We start from the raw sequence: 15,511 nt of genomic DNA, 5'->3' as shown, positions 1-15,511 counted from the left end.
TTTCAGTGCCTTTTGGCGTGACGGTCGCCGCGATCGCCTTCTCCGGGCTTTGCATCATTTTTTGCCCGGCGCCGCTTGTCTGCCGAGAGCGAGCGGCTGACGTCCGCTGACTCGGTGAAACGACCCTGGTCGTCGCGGCGGACGTAGCGCTTGTCAGTGCCTGTATCGATGAGTTCGCGTTTGGACATGGTGGTCTCCTGCTGTTGAAGCAGGGAAAACGCACGAGATTCCAAAAGGATGCATCATCCCGCGTCATTTCCCGTCGCGCAGCCCGTGCCGCGGCCGAAGCCCTACGCGGCCATGCTGACGAGCGCATTGGTAAGCTGCCGGATATCGTAGGGCTTGGAGAAGAAGACGCCGCGCTCGGGCAAGGCGCCCGCGTCCGGCTGCTTCATGCCGGAGACGATGATGATTTCCACGGGCGGCCAGCGGTCGCGGACGGCCCTTGCGAGCATCAAGCCATCCATGCTGCCCGGCATGTCGATATCGGTAAACAGGATCCGGATGCCGGGCACTCTTTCGAAGAGCATGAGCGCCTCGTCGGCATTGCGTGCCTCGAGCGCTTCAAAGCCTGCCTCCTCGACGATGGCGACCGCCATCATCAGCAGCAGAGCCTCGTCCTCGACCACGACCACCTTGGTTTTCATCTCTAGCTCGTATGCTTTACGTCCCGGCTCAGAGGGTCAACTTCGCCTCTGGCAACCGGTTCCCCAATCGAAAATATTACTTCGAAGATGAGGCCTTCGGCCTGGTAGTCCACGCGGGATCGCGCCTGCGCCTTCGACGGGAAGGCACGTTCAATGAGCACCGAGCCGAAGCCCTTTTTCGTCGGCGTCGAGACCGGCGGCCCGCCGGCTTCCGTCCACAGAAGGAGGACACGTCCATCCTCGTGCTTCCATTCGATGGCGACTGTTCCATTTTCGCTGCCGAGGCTTCCATACTTGGTTGCGTTGGTCGCCAGCTCATGAATCACCAGCGAGAGCGGCAGGGCGGTGTCCGCCGGAAGAACCACGTCCGGTCCGTCGAGACGAATGCGCTCGGCTTGCGAGGCGACATGCGCCCGCAGGGCTGCGGACAGGATATCCCGAATGGGCGAAGCCGACCCCTCCCGCGACAGGATGAGGTCATAGGTACCGGCGAGGGCTGCGAGCCTCTCGGCGAAGGAATTGTATCTCTCCGGATCGGACCGCGAGAAGGTTTGTCTGGCAATCGCCTGCACGAGCGTGAAGCCATTCTTGACGCGATGCGCAAGCTCGCGGACGAGCAGGCTCCGTTCCTCCTCCGCCTGCTGATTTTGGCGCCGGCGGTCTTCGAGTTCGTCGAGCAGCCGATCGAAGGTTGCGCCGACGAGCCCCAGCTCGCCCGGTCCCTTCATGCCGGTCCGCGCCGTCGTCTGACCGCTGCGCCAACTTTCCATCACATCCGCGATCCTGGAGATCGGTATCAGGATGAAGCGGTTACCGATAAAGATCGCGGCGACGAAGGCGAAAAGCGCACCGCCGATGATGGCGAGCGTATTCATCAGCGTCGCCCGTTCGATCGGCGCGAAGACCTCCGTTTTCGAGAAGCCGGCGCTGACATAGAGGGGGTTGGAAGGCAAGGCTATCGGGCGATAACCGAGGATGCGCGCTGTTCCGTCCTGACTGGTGGTCTCGATGACATCAGGCTGTTCGGCGTGGATCAGCTGCTGGTATTCCTCGGGCAAGATCGTACCGACGAACTGATCGGGAGAGGGAACGTGCGCGACAATGGTTCCCTTGCCGTCGGCGATGGTCACCGCATTGCCGGGAGCAACGCCGCGCTCGGTGATGCGGTTCTGCAGCCAGTCCAGCCGGATCCCGCTGACGATGATGGCCTTGATGATATCGCCTTCCATCAGGGGGATCGCGAGCGGCAGCACCGGGCGGTCGGAAAGGCGACTCTGCGTATAGGTGCCGACGGAAAAGTCCTTGGTCTCCAAAGTCTGCTGGAAATAATCGCGGTCGGAAAAGACCACGCCTTTCGGGAAAGCCATGCTTCCGCAGATCGGCCGCCCATCGAGCCCGGCGACGAAGATGGTGCGGATGTTGGGAATGTTTTCGGCAACCGATTTCAGGGCGTCGTTGCAAGCCGGGACGTCGAGGTGTCGGACGGAAGGCATTGATGACACGGAGACGAGAAGGGCGTGCAGGCCCTCAATAATCCGTTCGACTTCCGACGAGGCTTGCCTCGCCGCCTGCGCAGCGGAGGTGCGCACTTCCTCGTTGCGCTGATGGCGGAGCGCGATCTCGTTGTAGAAGAGCATCGCAACCACCGGCGCCAGCGCCGCGACCGCAACTGCAACCAGTTTGAGCCTCATACTGTCCCCTCTCGGAAAAGGGTTGGTAGCATGATCGAGACGATCCGGCCCAGACCGCGCGCGCAATCTTGTTTACAAAATATCAACATACGAATCCCGATGCGGGTGGGTAAGCCTTGCCGAGTTTTGCATCGCGGCTAGTTAAATCAAAGATGAGTGATGCCAAAAGCACTTCCTCTGAAACCTCTCCAGCCGGGTCTGTGCCGCCACGGCCGTTGACTGGCGCAATGGCGGATGAGGTCGAACGTCTTTTATCGGGCCGAACCCGCGATATCCGCCTGACGGGCGAGCTGCGCCGTCGTTTTGATGAAAGGTTGTGGCGGCAGACGGCGAAGGTCATCCGCTCCTGGATGATTTGGGTCGCGTTTGTCGATGTTCTGACGCTGGCGCTGAACGCCGTCCTGCTTCCCCGGCAGATCGTTCTGTCGATGATTGCTCCCGCCTGCCTTTTGCCGCCGGCGGCAATTTTGACCGCGGTGGTTTGGAACAAGCCGCGCCCGGCGGCCGTTCAGCGGGCGTCGCTGCTTGTGGGAATGTTCCTTATTCTCCTCTCGGTCGGGCTGGTCGGCGTGTTTGCCGGCGGCGAATTTTACGAGCGGCATCTAAGCATCATGTTGTTCGTCGCGACGAGCGCAATCACGATCTTCAGCGTGCCGCTGGCCTGGACGACCGCAATCGCCTGTTATGCCCTATGTCTCTACTTCATCCTTCAATGGCACAATCCGCTTTTGGAAGCGGGCAGTGTCGTCGCCGCGACCCTGTTTTTTTCCTGTGGGATCATCGCGACGGTGGTCGCCAGGCGAACGATGAACATCCTGGCGCAGAAGACATTTCTCCTGGACTGCAGGGATCAGCGCCGCGTCGCGGAGCTTGCCGACGCGAACGCCCGATTGGAGCGGCTGGCCAGAACCGACCCGCTGACCGGGATCGCCAACCGCCGTTGGATGATGGAAACGCTCGAGAGCCTCTGGCGCCACGGCCGTGAGACCGGCATCGTCGCCATGCTGATGTGCGACATTGACCACTTCAAAGGGCTAAACGACAAGCTCGGACATAGCGAAGGCGATCGCTGCCTCGTCAAGGTTGCCGGCATCATCCAGAGCTGCGTGCGCGCCGATCGCGATCTCGTCTCGCGCCATGGCGGCGAGGAGTTTCTCATCGTGCTTCCGGATGTCGATGAAGAAGAGGCCGTCGCAGTCGCCAGGCGAATACGCGAGAGCGTGGAAGCGGCCGCCCTGCCGAACCCGGCCTCCAGCGTCGGGCCCTCGGTGACGCTGAGCGTCGGCGTGGCGTTCAAGTCGGCTGTCGACACGGATGTTTCGTTGGCCAATCTCCAACACGAAGCCGACATGGCGCTTTATCGCGCCAAGGAAGCCGGACGCAACCAGGTCTCGATCTTTCGTCGTCCGCCTGCTGCCGCCGGGCAGACCGCCGCGCGACGCCAGGGGTAGCGGATAGGCAGATCGATCAGAGTTCCTTCTCTCGAACGATCATCCAGCTCGCACCCAACATAATCGACGATCGCGGGAAGGTCGGGTCTATGGCCACTCGGGTGATCGAGGTCATCGGATCACCAGGATCAATACCATCGCGACGGCGGAGATGAAGCCGGTGACGCTCAGACCGAATGTCAGATATTCGGCTGCCTTTTGCCCGTGATGGCCAAGCTCCACGTTTCCAAGCACCGCCGCGAAGCCTCCGGCTAACCAACTCGCCAAGGTCAATATGCCGAGGAGAAGCGCCCAGTGAGTTGCTGTGTCCATCGTCTTGCTCCGGTTACGGCTCTTTCCTCGCAAGGGAAACGCTCCTGCGTGTGTCTATCAGTAACCACACAGCCGCCTTTTTGTTTCCGCGCGGCATCGCGCTTTCACTTTGCGAACCTCATCGCGCAGCTTCAGCTTCCAATCGCCGTCCCTTGACGTTTTCGATCTGTCTACTTAATGTCTACTTTAAGAATAATGAAGGCAGTCGACATGAGCACAGAGACCGCAGGTCCGGATCGCAAGGGCAGCCTTGAGCTCGCTTTGCGCAGACGCATTCTGACGATGGAGCTGCCTCCGGGAGCCGTGCTTGATGAAGTGGCCTTGAGCGAAGAGTTCGGGCTTTCCCGCCCGCCGGTGCGCGAGCTGATGCGACAGATGGCTGGCGAGGGTTATATCGAGCTCGAGACAAACCGCGCCGCCCGCGTCAGCTCCATGAGCTACCAGTCGCTGCGCGACTTCTTCCTGCTTGCGCCGATGATCTACATCACCGCAAGCAAGCTCGCAGCCGAGAATGGAACGAAAGCGGAGCTCGAAGCTCTGAAGGAAATCCAGCGCGCCTTCCGCAGAGCGGTGGACGATTGCGACGTCGAGGGCCGGGTATTCCAGAACGACCAGTTCCACCGGCAGGTGGGCGAGATGGCTCACAACGTCTACGTGGTCCCGAGCCTTCGCCGCCTGCAGATCGATCATGCCCGTATCGGGAAGATCTTCTATAAACATCCGAACACACCGCGCATGCAGGAAGAGCTCGAACTGGCGGCGCGGCAGCATGACCAGATGATCGAGGCGATCGAGCGGCGCGATGCCGAAGCCTCCGGTGAGCTGGCGCGGCTCCATCTCGAACTTTCCCGACGCAATATGGCCATGTACGCGGCCCCCGAGGGAATGGAAGCGCCGACCCTCTAGGCCGGCCAGGAACAAGATACGCAGCTCAAGCCAATCCGGCTCGCTCCAGTGCAAGGGATCCATCCAATGACCGCATTTCCGTTTCCGGGACTGAACCTCGCAATCACCACGCCGTTCGACGATGCCGGCCGCATCGACTACGGACGGCTTGAAGACAATGTCGAGCGCTATCTCGCCGCCGGGGTCAGAAGCTTCCTGTTCAGCTCCGGCACCGGCATGCATGTCTATCTCTCCAAGGCGAAATCCGAGGAACTGATCCGCCGCGGCGCCAGAATCGTCAACGGCCGAGCCAAGGTGATCGCCCAGACCTCGGCGCTCCTCGTCGAAGATGTCGTCGAGCGAACGGCACGAGCCCGCGATGCCGGCGCCGAAGGCGTCATGGTGCTTCCGCCCTTCTTCGAAGGCCCGACCGACGATCAGGGCATTCTCGATTTCTACGCCGAGGTCGCCGGATCAGGCCTTCCCGTCATCGGCTACAACGTGCCCCAGGCGGTGGGCGTCGCCATCACGCCGGAGCTCCTCGACAGGCTGAACGAGATTCCCGGCTTCTGCGCCGTCAAGGACAGCGGCGGGGACCTGAGCAAGCAGGCGGCGCTCATTCGCACCGGCCGCTTCGTGATGAACGGCGCCGATCCGCTCGTTCCCTACGCGCTCTATGCCGGATGCGACGGCCTGATCTGGGGCGGCGCGAATTTCGCTCCGAAAACCTGCGTCGCTCTCGTCGCGGCGGCGGCCGAGCGCAAGTGGGATGAGGTGCGCGCGCTCTGGAAGATCCTGGAGCCGGCAATGGGGCTGATCTGGGAAGGCGATTACGTGCAGTCCGTCTACGCTGCCGCCGATCTCACCGGTTACGGTGCCGGCGTTCCGCGCAAGCCGTTGCGCGCGCTGGCTCCCGAGAAGCTTCCCGCGCTGCGCCGCTCCCTCGAAGCGCTTATAAAGCGGGAGGCGATTTGACCGTGAGCGGGACCGCTAAGAACGTCTTCGTCGCATCCAGGCTTCCCAAACGTGCGGGCGTGTCGGGATGGGTGGCCACACTTGCCCCGCGCACGCCGCGGCCGGTCTTGAGCGAAGCGATCAGCGTCGATGTCGCGATCATCGGCGGCGGTTTTGCCGGTCTTTCGGCGGGCCACCGCCTCTCGCGGCTCGATCCGACAGTCCGGGTCGCCATTCTCGAAGCCGGCATCGTCGGCGAAGGTCCGGCCGGCGCCAATTCCGGCTTCATCATCGACCTGCCGCATGAGGTCTCCTCGGACGATTTCAGCGGCGAGTCGGAAGGCAGGTTCCGCGATTCCGTGCTCCTGCAGCGTTCGGCGATTGCTCTTGCCACCGAACTGGCTGCCGAAAACGGCTGGGGAAAGGATCTGTTCGATCCGTGCGGCCGCTACAGTATTGCGATGAGCGCGAAAGGCGACAAACATCTGGCCGCTTACTCGCGGCAGCTTTCGAAGATGGGCGAAGCGCATCGACTGCTCAAACGCGAAGAAATCGAGGCTGTGACCGGATCGAAATCCTTTACCTCCGGCCTGTTCTCGCCGGGGACGATCATCATCCAGCCGGCCGCCTATATAAGCGGCGTAGCCGACTGCCTGAAGGAGCCGGTGCGGCTCTTCGAGCAGACGCCTGCTCTCTCCTTCGAGCGCTCCGGCGACGGATGGCTGGTGAAGACGCCGAAGGGATCGGTGCGGGCTGCGAAGATCATCATGGCCAATAACGGCCACGCCGAAAGCTTCGGCTTCTTCCGCGGACGCCTCCTCCATGTCTTCACCTACGCGTCCATGACGCAGGAATTCGATCCGGCAAGGCTCGGCGGCGAAAGGAAATGGGCGGCGACCCCTGCCCTGCCGATGGGGACGACGGTGCGGCGCATCAACACTGCCGGCGGCGACCGCATCCTGGTGCGGTCGCGCTACAGCTACAATCCCCGCATTGCAATCAGCGATGCCGCCATCCGCAGCGCCGGCCGCCTGCATGACGACAAATTCGCCCACCGCTTTCCCGATCTTGCCGGTCTCGGCATGCAGTACCGCTGGGGCGGCGCGATGGCGCTGACGCACAATCATGTGCCGGCTTTCGGAGAAATCGAGCGCGGCGTTTTCGCCGCCTGCGGCTGCAACGGCCTCGGCGCATCCAACTCCACCGCCGCCGGCATCGCCGCGGCCGAACGCCTGCTGGGGCACGACTCCGAACTCGGCCGCGTCTACAGTCGTCTGGCGGCGCCGGTATCACTGCCGCCGCAGCCGCTGACGACGATCGGCGCGAAGATCCATCTCGCCTATCGCGAATGGCGTGCGGGGGCCGAATGAGTGGTGGCTTAGTCACTCGATGGCGCCGCGGGTCCATGACTGGTCCCCCAATAAAGGCAGCGATCGTCTCAAAACTACGGCCGTTGATCGCCACCCGGTGTTGCAATATTCCTCTCGATTGAATTGCAAATCCTGAAACAATGACATGAACGATTACAAGGCCCTCAGAACCTTCCTGCTCGCAGCCGAGAAGCGAAATTTCGCGCAGGTCGCCCGCGAGTTGGACATGACGCCGGCGGCTGTTACACGCGCGATCGCAGCACTCGAGGCGGAACTCGGCGTGCAGCTTTTCGTGCGCACGACGAGGCAGGTCTCGCTGACGACTGACGGCGCAATCTTCGCCGCGCAGATCCAGCCAGCGATGAAGACGTTGGAAGAAGCGCGACGGGATGTGATGAATGCACACAAGGCGGACGAAGGGCGCCTCCGGATCAGCGCGCCCACGTGGTTCGGCAAGACCGTGCTGCCGCCGATCCTGTCAGGTTTCAAGGAACGTTATCCGAAGATGAGCTTCGAGGTCTCCTTGTCCGACGGTTTAGTGAATATCGTCGATGACGACTACGATCTGGCGATCCGCATCTCATCACAGCCTTCAGACAAGTACACGATCTGGAGAAAAATCCGGGTGGTGCCACGCATCCTGGTCGCGGCCCCAGGGAGCCGTTTCGCCGATATGCAACACCCCAACGAGCTAAAGCCAGACGACTGCCTCGCCTATAGCGGCGAGAGCCGGCGCGAGAACTGGGTTTTGTCCGACGGCGGCTCAAGCATCACGATCTCGGCAGGTCGAGCCTTCAGCGCCAACAGTGGCGAGGTACTGGCGGACATGGCCGCCGACGGTGCAGGTGTCGCACTGCTCCCAGGATTCAACATCGCCGATCACATCAGGAGCGGTCGTCTCGTCCACGTCTTCAAGGGATGGGCACCGCCTGACCTGTGGCTGACGCTGTTCTATCCGCCGTACCAAGCGCTTCCACCACGCATCGCCTCATTCTCGAAATACTTCGAAGAGCAAGTCGCGGCGCAGATGGTCATGCTGGATTGACATACGCCGCGCACATCATCACTGATCTTCAGGAGACGTGCACCTTCTCTCACATCAAACCGTCCTGTGAGAGTGCCCGTAGTCTTGCGGCGACCATTTGCTGCAGCTGCCACAGGTTTCGATCGAAGATATTTCGCTCCGCCAGATCCAAGACCGTCCGATGCAGGTATTCCGCGCAGGATCCCGCCGGTCCGCATGCCTGAGCGATCAACACTGCGGCGTCATCGAGCGGTATCTTCTCCGTGAGCCCTGATCGCTTCGCACTCGCCCAGAATGTGAGCGCGCGGCGTGTACCCGTCGGTGTCTTGACCGAAACCCATCGCACCATGTCGCACACCTCGGCATATCGGATTTCGCGCGCCAGAAGCGTACGCAGATCCTGCCTTTTCGTCACGCAGGGGAGCTTCAGGACGAGGCCAGAGCAACTTCCTCCCGGCCGAAGCGCCAGCATCAGACCTGGCGCATCGGAGGTGGCCCTCAGCCGTTCTATCCTCAACGAGAACGCACGATGCCATCCGTACGCAACGGCCTCTTCACTTGCTGCCGCTTCAAAGCCCGGGTTCCACATCAAGGATCCATAAGCGAACACCCATATCTGCTCGTCGCCAGCCTCCTGCTCGACTCTGCTGACGAGTTGATCGAGTTGCTGACCCGAGATCGGCGTCCAGTTAGGCTCTGGGCCCTCGTCCTCGACTAGCTTGAAGGTTTTGGCTACGAGGTCGGGGGTCAGGTGCATGGCAACCGGTACCCGTGCCTTGGCGATGGGTGTTTTTCGCATGTGGGAAACCGTTTCAACGAGATAGCCGCCGGGAGACCACCGCGCCGAGCGCTTGTGAATCTGGTGCTTCGTGAGGCGACGGGTGCGTGGGAGGCCGCACTCGTCGCCAGGACCGCTCAAGCCCTCACGAAGGCGAGAAGGTCGGCGTTCAGCACATCGGCATTGACGGTCAGCATGCCATGCGAGAAGCCGGGGTAGGTCTTGAGCGAACCGTTCTTCAGAAGCTTCACCGACTTCAGCGCAGAGTCCGCAATCGGAACGATCTGGTCGTCTTCACCATGCAAGACGAGAGTGGGAACGCTGATCGCCTTCAGGTCCTCCGTCTGGTCGGTTTCGGAGAAGGCCTTGATACCGTCGTAATGGGCCTTGGCGCCGCCCATCATGCCCTGACGCCACCAGTTCTGGATCACGCCTTCCTGAACCTTGGCGCCATCTCGATTGAAACCGTAGAACGGACCGGCCGGAACGTCGCGGAAGAACTGCGCGCGGTTAGCGGCAAGTGCGGAACGGAAACCGTCGAACACTTCCATCGGCAGGCCTTCGGGATTGGCCTCGGTCTTGAGCATCAGCGGCGGCACGGCCGAAACGAGGACGGCCTTGGCGGCGCGGCCGGCAGGCTCGCCATGCTTGGCCACATAACGGGCGACCTCACCGCCACCGGTGGAATGGCCGACATGCACGACATTCTTCAGGCCGAGCGCCTCGACGACGGCAAAGGCATCGGCTGCGTAATGGTCCATATCGTGACCGTCGGCCACCTGGGCGGATCGGCCATGGCCGCGGCGGTCATGGGCGACGACGCGAAAACCTTTCGACAGGAAAAACAGCATCTGCGCGTCCCAGTCGTCGGACGACAGCGGCCATCCGTGGTGGAACATGATCGGCTGGGCATCCTTAGGGCCCCAGTCCTTGTAGAAGATTTCAACGCCGTCTTCGGTGCTTACATAGGCCATCGTCTTGGTTCCTTCGATTGGGTTAATGGTGGGAGCAGCATTGGCTGCGAAGCTGAGAGAGGGCGAAATGGCCATGGCCGCTGCTGCGGCGCCTATGGACAACAGCGCGTCTCGGCGCGTTATGGAATAGCGAGGCTGGGTCATCTCCGTCCTGCGATTTCGTTATTGAAAAGTTCAGGCGACACAGTGTTCGTCTGACAAGGGTGATATTGCCGTCGGACCCTCACATCCACAATTGCGAGAATAGTTTCGAATTTATTGCCTCCCATGAAATAATGGGGCCTTGGCCCGGGCCTGATGTGCTCCAGTCAAGTTAGGCTATCTGGAACTGGAATTTCCCACTTATGACCCTGTGGGGACGAGGAGGAGAACTCCGTGAGAGCATCGAAGTTTTTCTGAAGCGCAGATTGCGTTTGTGCTCAAGCAGGCGACGGACGGCATACGAGATGAGCCCGGTGCCAAAAGCGTCGCCGTGGCTGATTAGCGAGAACGTGAAGACGCTCGCCGCCGACGGCGACCTGCAGGCCATGCAAGAACCGGTGATCTGGAGATGGTCAATTCTGTCGACGCCGCTGCAATAACCTATCTTCTCCCGCCGCGTCGGACCGATCGGCGCCTACTTCGATGAGCTCCAGAAGGTTCGAAAAAGCACAGAGATAGCCAAGCTTGGCGAGGAAATCACCGCCAAGGGCATCGTCTCACCAACCGAGCTTATCGATATGAACAAACTGCGCGCACATCCGATCGAACGGATCGCAAGCCTGCCGGCAGGCACGAACGCGTTCATCCATCCTGCCGATCGGATTTCTGAACGGGCCTCAGAGCATTCTAGGAGATCTCCGCTCTCGCGGAGCCGGAGCCGATGTGACGGCGATCGGCTGAATCCAAGACCTCGCACCTTGTCACGATCCGCATTGGCCGCCCGAAAACTCCTCGTCATTCTCAGTGCAAAAGCACGAGATGCACGAAGAGAATTCGAACATGCAACTTGATAACCAGATAGTCGCTCTTTCCCGATTGGATCAGCGCGCCCGGGAGACGCCGGCCGGACTCGAAGCTTCGCTGCCCGAGAAGATGATGACGGCGAACATCAGCACGCCGGCGAAGGCGATGAGCGAGGAAATGGCGACAATCGGTTCCATCGCCGTGTTTCCGGAAAGCAGCAGATAAAGGGACGGGATCAGCACCGCGACACCGAAGGTGTAGACGACGTACTGGATCATCGCCAGGCGCTTCTCGGCCTTGTGTGGATTGAGCGCGTGGTAAACGCCGAAGAGCGCCATGGTGACCCAACCGAGCAGGTTGGCGTGGGCATGGGCCCCGGTCGGTGCGTGATTACCTGAGATCGACATGTGAAGGCCGACCGAGATGCCGGCGATCAGAAAAATGATGGCGGTCTTGAAGTAAAGATTTGCGATGCGTGGCATTGGTTTTCCCCCTCTGTTGCCGACGAAACTTAGCATGTTTTCAAGCTTCTGAGAACGAGCACATCAGAGGATCTTTGGAGCACCAGCCCTGTTATCAATATTAGAATAGAAATATTGTCGGGCAGCGAGACGACACTAGAACAACATTGCCGACGGGCGAAGCAGGTTAATCCGGATGGCACGTGTCAGTGGAACTTGTTACGGCGGCTTCCGCAGGGACGCTCCGGGTAGAACAGGTTGGTTGAACTAAGCCAAAAGCATCACGGAACCGAGAACCAACTGCGGGCGTTTGTTGGATCATGTTGAAGCAGCAGGCATTTTGCCCCCGGATCGGCACGATTTACCAGTTCGACAAGCAGCAGGTGCATGTTCTGGAGAGCGGCGACTTGAACGCAAGACCGATCCTTGTCCTCCATGGCTGTGGGAGCCTGGCTGAAGAGGTTCTGCTTCCGTTTGCTCAGAGCACGTTCCGCATGGTGGCCCCCGATCGCCCGGGCTACGGTTTCAGCAGCCCTCTTCCTCTCGCTGAACGAGGACCGATAGGCCAATCCTTTTGGCTCGAGCGCCTAATCGATGCAATGGACCTGCATTGCGTCTCGATCGTAGCCCACTCCATCGGCAGCGCGCCGGCACTTCATCTGGCAGCGCGCCGGTCGGAGCTGGTGAACGGGTTGCTTCTGATTTCGCCGTGCTGCAGGCCCGTCCCACCGAAACCGCTGCCCATCCTCCGGGCGTCCGTCGCCCCGGTGGTGGGATCCTTGATCCGCCAGCATGTAATCAGCCGATGGGCAGCGTTTTTTCTCGACCGTGGTCTGCGATCGTCATCCTTTCCAAACACGTTGCCTCCCCAGCTGTCGGTGTTGCCGGCCGCTCATATGGTCAATCCGGGCGCAATTGAAACGATGGCTAACGAGCTGCGGGCCTTCAACAAAGACATGGAACTGCTGCCGAAGCTGCCCAGCAATCTGCCACTGCACGTCCTGTTCGGTTCGGAGGATCGCATAGTTCAGCCGGCCTGGCATATCGATGGCCTTCGGCAGAAACATCCGAGGCCGATGATCAGGGTGATCGAGGGCGTCGGCCACCTTCCACATCATGTTGTGCCAGCCGTAGCCCGACAGATGCTGAGCGACCTTGTGAGGGAGCGAGTACAGCAATCTTCTAAGCGGCAGTATTTGGCTGGTGTCGCGTGAGTGGGCGCTGCTATCCCTCGCCTCAACTCTCGAGCGGGATGCGGCGCACAATCTCTCTGAAAGACGCTGCGGCCGTTCATCACCCATGGCGGACACCGCGCCGATCTCCGCGAATGAACCCCGACTGAATGATGCCTTCAGCTTCCGTTCCGAAGGGAGCGTCTAGAAGAAAGACGTTCAACCGCGGTCTTTTCCGCCTGAGGAGACATATTCATGATCCGCAAGTCTGTCATTGCAACCGCACTCGTCGCTCTCGTCGGCATTACCGCCGCAGCCCCCGCCATGGCCAATGATGTTCGTATCGAACAATATGGCTGGTCGAACTCTGCCGGTGGGGCACAGGAAGGATACGGAAACCGGATCAGAACCTACCAGAACGGTGGCTACAACCGAATTCTCGGCCGTCAATATGGTCATCATAATCTTTCAGCTGTCGGTCAGGAAGGCAACGACAACTATGGCGCCACCTATCAGCACGGCAACCGCAACGTAGCGGGCATTGGCCAATTCGGCTCCAGCCATACGACCATCCTTACTCAGGATGGTAATGGCAACATCGCGGCCGGCGTCCAGGTCGGCCACGGCTGCAGCGCCAATGTCAGCCAGGGCGGCAACGGCAATGTCGCCGCTTTCGTCCAGGCCTGCCCGTAAGCGGCTGCAGGATGCCGTGAAACAGGTCAGGATCGCAACAGCAGACCACCAGGGGAATCGACCATGCCAAATAGCATCAAACATCCGCGCCGCGCGATGACGATTCTCGCGCTGGTCCTGCTTCCCGTCGGCGCGGTTTCCGCCATGACGACAGCCAACCAATCTGACCGGGTGCAGCTTTGCGAAATCAAAGCAACCCCTGGGGCAGGTATGGTGAGACTGGACGCGCTCGTCCACGCCGACAAGCATGTCGGCGGGACTTACACCTTCCATGTCGAAAAGGTGGCAAACGGCGGAAGCTCCACGATCAACCAGAGTGGCGATTTTGATGCCGTCGAGGGACATGCGGCAATCCTTGGTTCGGTCTCGCTCGACTCGAAAGGAGCCAAATACAAAGCCACCCTGGACGTCGTCGTCGGGGATGAGAGTTTCAGCTGCGTGAAGCAGATCGGCGGCAACTGATCGGCCTCCACATTCTACAGTTTTCCAAAAGGGCGCCGTTTCCGGCGTCCTTTTGCATTCAATCAGACAGAAACGACTGAACGACAACTGAACGGGCAATTCCGACTGGGTTCAGCTGCAAGATGCGAAAGCTGAGCATCGGCTGAGGCAGCCGGAAATGGAGATCAGAATGACCCGCAACGTGTTTAAGATCCTTGCCGTCACCCTTCTTGCCGGGAGCCTGGGCCAAGTAGCCTTGTCTGCGCCAGCCTATGCCGGCGGTCGGATCTCGTTCAACCTCGCACCGGACAATGCCCAGGATGCCGGACTTTTTTCAACCGGGCTGCGCGTCTATTCCCTCTGCCGCGGTCTGAAAGATGCTGACATCCGGCAGCTGGGTCGGGGTAACGCGGCTGGTATCGCTCAGGCCGGCCGCGGCAATCTCGGCTTCGTCAGGCAACGGGGCAATGGTCATTCCGCGACCTTACGGCAGAACGGCAACAACAATGCCTATGGCATTTTCCAGTATGGGCGAAATACTGAAACGGACGTCGTGCAGGATGGGGATAACGGCAGTGGTGCTACCTTCAGCTATGGCTGGTAAGGCAGTTCACACGCCGGGCGCGACCGGTCGGCGCCCCATAAGGAATCTCTACGGCGAGTATTAAGCTGCTAAAATGTAAGCTGTACCTTACAGGCGGCCGTACGATCGCCGGCAAGGGTGAAGGCGGCGGCGGCTTCTTCCAAGGGTAAGCTGTGGCTGATGATCGGCCGCACATCGATCTTGCGGCTTGCGATCAGCTTGGCGGCAGTGGCGAATTCCTCGTGGAACCGCTGCGTTCCGTGGATATGCAGCTCCTTGCCGACGATGGCGTTGAGCGGGACCGGGATCTCGCCCGTGACGCCGACCTGCACAATCGTGCCGCGCGGCCGGACGGCGGCGATTGCGCTGCGGATCGCGGGTGCGGCGGCCGAGCATTCGAAGACAAGATCGAAATAGCCCTTTCCCGCCTCGAATTCGGCAAGTGCCGCAGCCCCTTCGGAAACATTGATCGCGCGGCTGGCGCCGATCGCTTTGGCCCTTGCGAGCGCCGCATCGGCAAGATCGGTCACCACGATCTCGGCCGCGCCGTGATGGCGGGCGGCGGCAACCATCAGGCAGCCGATCGGGCCGGCGCCGGTGACGAGGACGCGTTTGCCCGATATCTCGCCGGCGCGCGATGAGGCATGCAGGCAGACGGCGAGCGGCTCGCTGCAGGCCGCTTCCGCGGCGGTCGTCTCGGCTCCCATTTCGAAGCATTGCACGGCCGGTACTACCAGCCACTCCCGGAACATGCCCTGCTCGTGCGGCAGGCGCATCGCGCTGCCCATGAAGCGCATATCGAGGCAATGGATCGGCAGTCCCTGTACGCAATATTCGCAATGGCCGCAGGGCTGACTTGGATTGACTGCGACCAGCGTGCCGGCTTTGAGCTCGACCCCCTCGCCCGCTTGACTCACCCTCCCCGAGGCCTCGTGGCCGGGGATGATCGGCTCGCGCACCCTGACAGGCCCGAAGCCGCCGTCCTGATAATAATGCAGGTCGGAGCCGCAGATGCCGGCGGCCGCCATCTTGAGAAGCACCTCGCCTGGACCGGGAGCCGGGACTGTGTCCATTTCGACCCTGAGATCGCCTTTTTGGTAAAGCCGCGCCAGACGCGTCTGCATCCTACC

The 15,511-nt window shown here is 61.0% G+C and carries 18 protein-coding genes; 10 read left to right on the top strand and 8 right to left on the bottom strand.

Translation table 11 applies throughout. The features are described 5' to 3' along the window. Positions 1–2: 2 nt before the first annotated feature. The 3 genes from Tal182_RS29520 to Tal182_RS29510 all read right to left on the bottom strand — a co-directional run bounded on the left by Tal182_RS29520 (position 3) and on the right by Tal182_RS29510 (position 2,338). The gene (locus Tal182_RS29520) at positions 3–188 is read right to left on the bottom strand and encodes a hypothetical protein (protein WP_020919137.1); all 186 of its coding nucleotides are present in this window, start codon (positions 186–188) and stop codon (positions 3–5) included. 102 nt (positions 189–290) lie between these two features. Next, a complete protein-coding gene (locus Tal182_RS29515; RefSeq protein ID WP_064807371.1) occupies positions 291–647 on the bottom strand; it encodes a response regulator in 357 nt (118 codons plus the stop codon). Positions 648–649: 2 nt separating this feature from the next. Beyond that, positions 650–2,338 (bottom strand): HWE histidine kinase domain-containing protein, encoded by a 1,689-nt coding sequence (locus Tal182_RS29510; RefSeq protein WP_064807369.1) that lies wholly within the window; start codon positions 2,336–2,338, stop codon positions 650–652. A 152-nt stretch (positions 2,339–2,490) separates the two neighbouring features. Here Tal182_RS29510 and Tal182_RS29505 point away from each other — a divergent pair, with 152 nt between their 5' ends. Then, positions 2,491–3,789 carry a diguanylate cyclase gene (locus Tal182_RS29505; protein ID WP_064812399.1) on the top strand — a complete coding sequence of 433 codons (1,299 nt, stop codon included), beginning with the start codon at positions 2,491–2,493 and terminating at the stop codon, positions 3,787–3,789. Positions 3,790–3,900: 111 nt separating this feature from the next. Here the strand turns inward: Tal182_RS29505 and Tal182_RS29500 are convergent, their stop codons facing one another. After that, positions 3,901–4,101: a hypothetical protein gene (locus tag Tal182_RS29500; protein ID WP_064807949.1), complete on the bottom strand. Its 201-nt coding sequence runs from the start codon at positions 4,099–4,101 to the stop codon at positions 3,901–3,903. A 210-nt stretch (positions 4,102–4,311) separates the two neighbouring features. Between Tal182_RS29500 and Tal182_RS29495 the strand changes: the two genes are divergently transcribed. The 4 genes from Tal182_RS29495 to Tal182_RS29480 all read left to right on the top strand — a co-directional run bounded on the left by Tal182_RS29495 (position 4,312) and on the right by Tal182_RS29480 (position 8,355). Continuing rightward, positions 4,312–5,007 (top strand): GntR family transcriptional regulator, encoded by a 696-nt coding sequence (locus Tal182_RS29495; RefSeq protein ID WP_085861829.1) that lies wholly within the window; start codon positions 4,312–4,314, stop codon positions 5,005–5,007. Between the two features lie 66 nt (positions 5,008–5,073). Then, positions 5,074–5,961: a dihydrodipicolinate synthase family protein gene (locus tag Tal182_RS29490; protein WP_085861828.1), complete on the top strand. Its 888-nt coding sequence runs from the start codon at positions 5,074–5,076 to the stop codon at positions 5,959–5,961. A gap of 2 nt (positions 5,962–5,963) precedes the next feature. Then, positions 5,964–7,310: an FAD-binding oxidoreductase gene (locus Tal182_RS29485; protein ID WP_085861827.1), complete on the top strand. Its 1,347-nt coding sequence runs from the start codon at positions 5,964–5,966 to the stop codon at positions 7,308–7,310. Between the two features lie 145 nt (positions 7,311–7,455). Beyond that, positions 7,456–8,355, top strand: a complete 900-nt coding sequence (locus Tal182_RS29480; protein ID WP_085861826.1) for a LysR family transcriptional regulator — start codon at positions 7,456–7,458, stop codon at positions 8,353–8,355. A 49-nt stretch (positions 8,356–8,404) separates the two neighbouring features. Here the strand turns inward: Tal182_RS29480 and Tal182_RS29475 are convergent, their stop codons facing one another. Further along, entirely contained in the window at positions 8,405–9,133 is a 729-nt protein-coding gene (locus Tal182_RS29475) for a gamma-glutamylcyclotransferase (protein ID WP_085861825.1), read from the bottom strand. Positions 9,134–9,249: 116 nt separating this feature from the next. Continuing rightward, positions 9,250–10,086 carry an alpha/beta hydrolase gene (locus Tal182_RS29470; RefSeq protein WP_094299131.1) on the bottom strand — a complete coding sequence of 279 codons (837 nt, stop codon included), beginning with the start codon at positions 10,084–10,086 and terminating at the stop codon, positions 9,250–9,252. 446 nt (positions 10,087–10,532) lie between these two features. Between Tal182_RS29470 and Tal182_RS33170 the strand changes: the two genes are divergently transcribed. Beyond that, entirely contained in the window at positions 10,533–10,667 is a 135-nt protein-coding gene (locus Tal182_RS33170) for a hypothetical protein (RefSeq protein ID WP_281063681.1), read from the top strand. 441 nt (positions 10,668–11,108) lie between these two features. On the opposite strand, the gene Tal182_RS29460 is transcribed toward Tal182_RS33170, so the two are convergent. After that, entirely contained in the window at positions 11,109–11,513 is a 405-nt protein-coding gene (locus Tal182_RS29460) for a hypothetical protein (protein WP_064807357.1), read from the bottom strand. A 299-nt stretch (positions 11,514–11,812) separates the two neighbouring features. Here Tal182_RS29460 and Tal182_RS29455 point away from each other — a divergent pair, with 299 nt between their 5' ends. From Tal182_RS29455 to Tal182_RS29440, 4 genes are all read left to right on the top strand, one after another. Continuing rightward, complete coding sequence (locus Tal182_RS29455) at positions 11,813–12,706, top strand: alpha/beta hydrolase (RefSeq protein WP_085861823.1); 894 nt, start codon at positions 11,813–11,815, stop codon at positions 12,704–12,706. Positions 12,707–12,919: 213 nt separating this feature from the next. Continuing rightward, a complete protein-coding gene (locus Tal182_RS29450) occupies positions 12,920–13,357 on the top strand; it encodes a curlin (protein WP_085861822.1) in 438 nt (145 codons plus the stop codon). Positions 13,358–13,420: 63 nt separating this feature from the next. Next, the gene (gene csgH / locus Tal182_RS29445; protein WP_085861821.1) at positions 13,421–13,819 is read left to right on the top strand and encodes a curli-like amyloid fiber formation chaperone CsgH; all 399 of its coding nucleotides are present in this window, start codon (positions 13,421–13,423) and stop codon (positions 13,817–13,819) included. A gap of 169 nt (positions 13,820–13,988) precedes the next feature. Continuing rightward, the gene (locus Tal182_RS29440) at positions 13,989–14,402 is read left to right on the top strand and encodes a curlin (protein WP_085861820.1); all 414 of its coding nucleotides are present in this window, start codon (positions 13,989–13,991) and stop codon (positions 14,400–14,402) included. Between the two features lie 68 nt (positions 14,403–14,470). On the opposite strand, the gene Tal182_RS29435 is transcribed toward Tal182_RS29440, so the two are convergent. Beyond that, entirely contained in the window at positions 14,471–15,505 is a 1,035-nt protein-coding gene (locus tag Tal182_RS29435; protein ID WP_085861819.1) for an L-idonate 5-dehydrogenase, read from the bottom strand. Positions 15,506–15,511: the final 6 nt, after the last annotated feature.

This window comes from Rhizobium sp. TAL182 (assembly GCF_002117725.1).
GTDB lineage: Bacteria > Pseudomonadota > Alphaproteobacteria > Rhizobiales > Rhizobiaceae > Rhizobium > Rhizobium esperanzae.
The sequence above is the reverse complement of the archived record's forward strand: the minus strand, read 5'-3'. Positions and strand labels throughout refer to the sequence as shown.

Coding starts and splice junctions, on each gene's coding strand:
- Tal182_RS29455 (WP_085861823.1), top strand. CDS start 11,813: ATGTTGAAGCAGCAGGCATTTTGCCCCCGGATCGGCACGATTTACCAG.
- Tal182_RS29460 (WP_064807357.1), bottom strand. CDS start 11,513: ATGCCACGCATCGCAAATCTTTACTTCAAGACCGCCATCATTTTTCTG.
- Tal182_RS29520 (WP_020919137.1), bottom strand. CDS start 188: ATGTCCAAACGCGAACTCATCGATACAGGCACTGACAAGCGCTACGTC.
- Tal182_RS29505 (WP_064812399.1), top strand. CDS start 2,491: ATGAGTGATGCCAAAAGCACTTCCTCTGAAACCTCTCCAGCCGGGTCT.
- Tal182_RS33170 (WP_281063681.1), top strand. CDS start 10,533: ATGAGCCCGGTGCCAAAAGCGTCGCCGTGGCTGATTAGCGAGAACGTG.
- Tal182_RS29495 (WP_085861829.1), top strand. CDS start 4,312: ATGAGCACAGAGACCGCAGGTCCGGATCGCAAGGGCAGCCTTGAGCTC.
- Tal182_RS29500 (WP_064807949.1), bottom strand. CDS start 4,101: ATGGACACAGCAACTCACTGGGCGCTTCTCCTCGGCATATTGACCTTG.
- Tal182_RS29450 (WP_085861822.1), top strand. CDS start 12,920: ATGATCCGCAAGTCTGTCATTGCAACCGCACTCGTCGCTCTCGTCGGC.
- Tal182_RS29490 (WP_085861828.1), top strand. CDS start 5,074: ATGACCGCATTTCCGTTTCCGGGACTGAACCTCGCAATCACCACGCCG.
- Tal182_RS29435 (WP_085861819.1), bottom strand. CDS start 15,505: ATGCAGACGCGTCTGGCGCGGCTTTACCAAAAAGGCGATCTCAGGGTC.
- Tal182_RS29480 (WP_085861826.1), top strand. CDS start 7,456: ATGAACGATTACAAGGCCCTCAGAACCTTCCTGCTCGCAGCCGAGAAG.
- Tal182_RS29510 (WP_064807369.1), bottom strand. CDS start 2,338: ATGAGGCTCAAACTGGTTGCAGTTGCGGTCGCGGCGCTGGCGCCGGTG.
- Tal182_RS29515 (WP_064807371.1), bottom strand. CDS start 647: ATGAAAACCAAGGTGGTCGTGGTCGAGGACGAGGCTCTGCTGCTGATG.
- Tal182_RS29440 (WP_085861820.1), top strand. CDS start 13,989: ATGACCCGCAACGTGTTTAAGATCCTTGCCGTCACCCTTCTTGCCGGG.
- Tal182_RS29470 (WP_094299131.1), bottom strand. CDS start 10,086: ATGGCCTATGTAAGCACCGAAGACGGCGTTGAAATCTTCTACAAGGAC.
- Tal182_RS29475 (WP_085861825.1), bottom strand. CDS start 9,133: ATGCGAAAAACACCCATCGCCAAGGCACGGGTACCGGTTGCCATGCAC.
- csgH (WP_085861821.1), top strand. CDS start 13,421: ATGCCAAATAGCATCAAACATCCGCGCCGCGCGATGACGATTCTCGCG.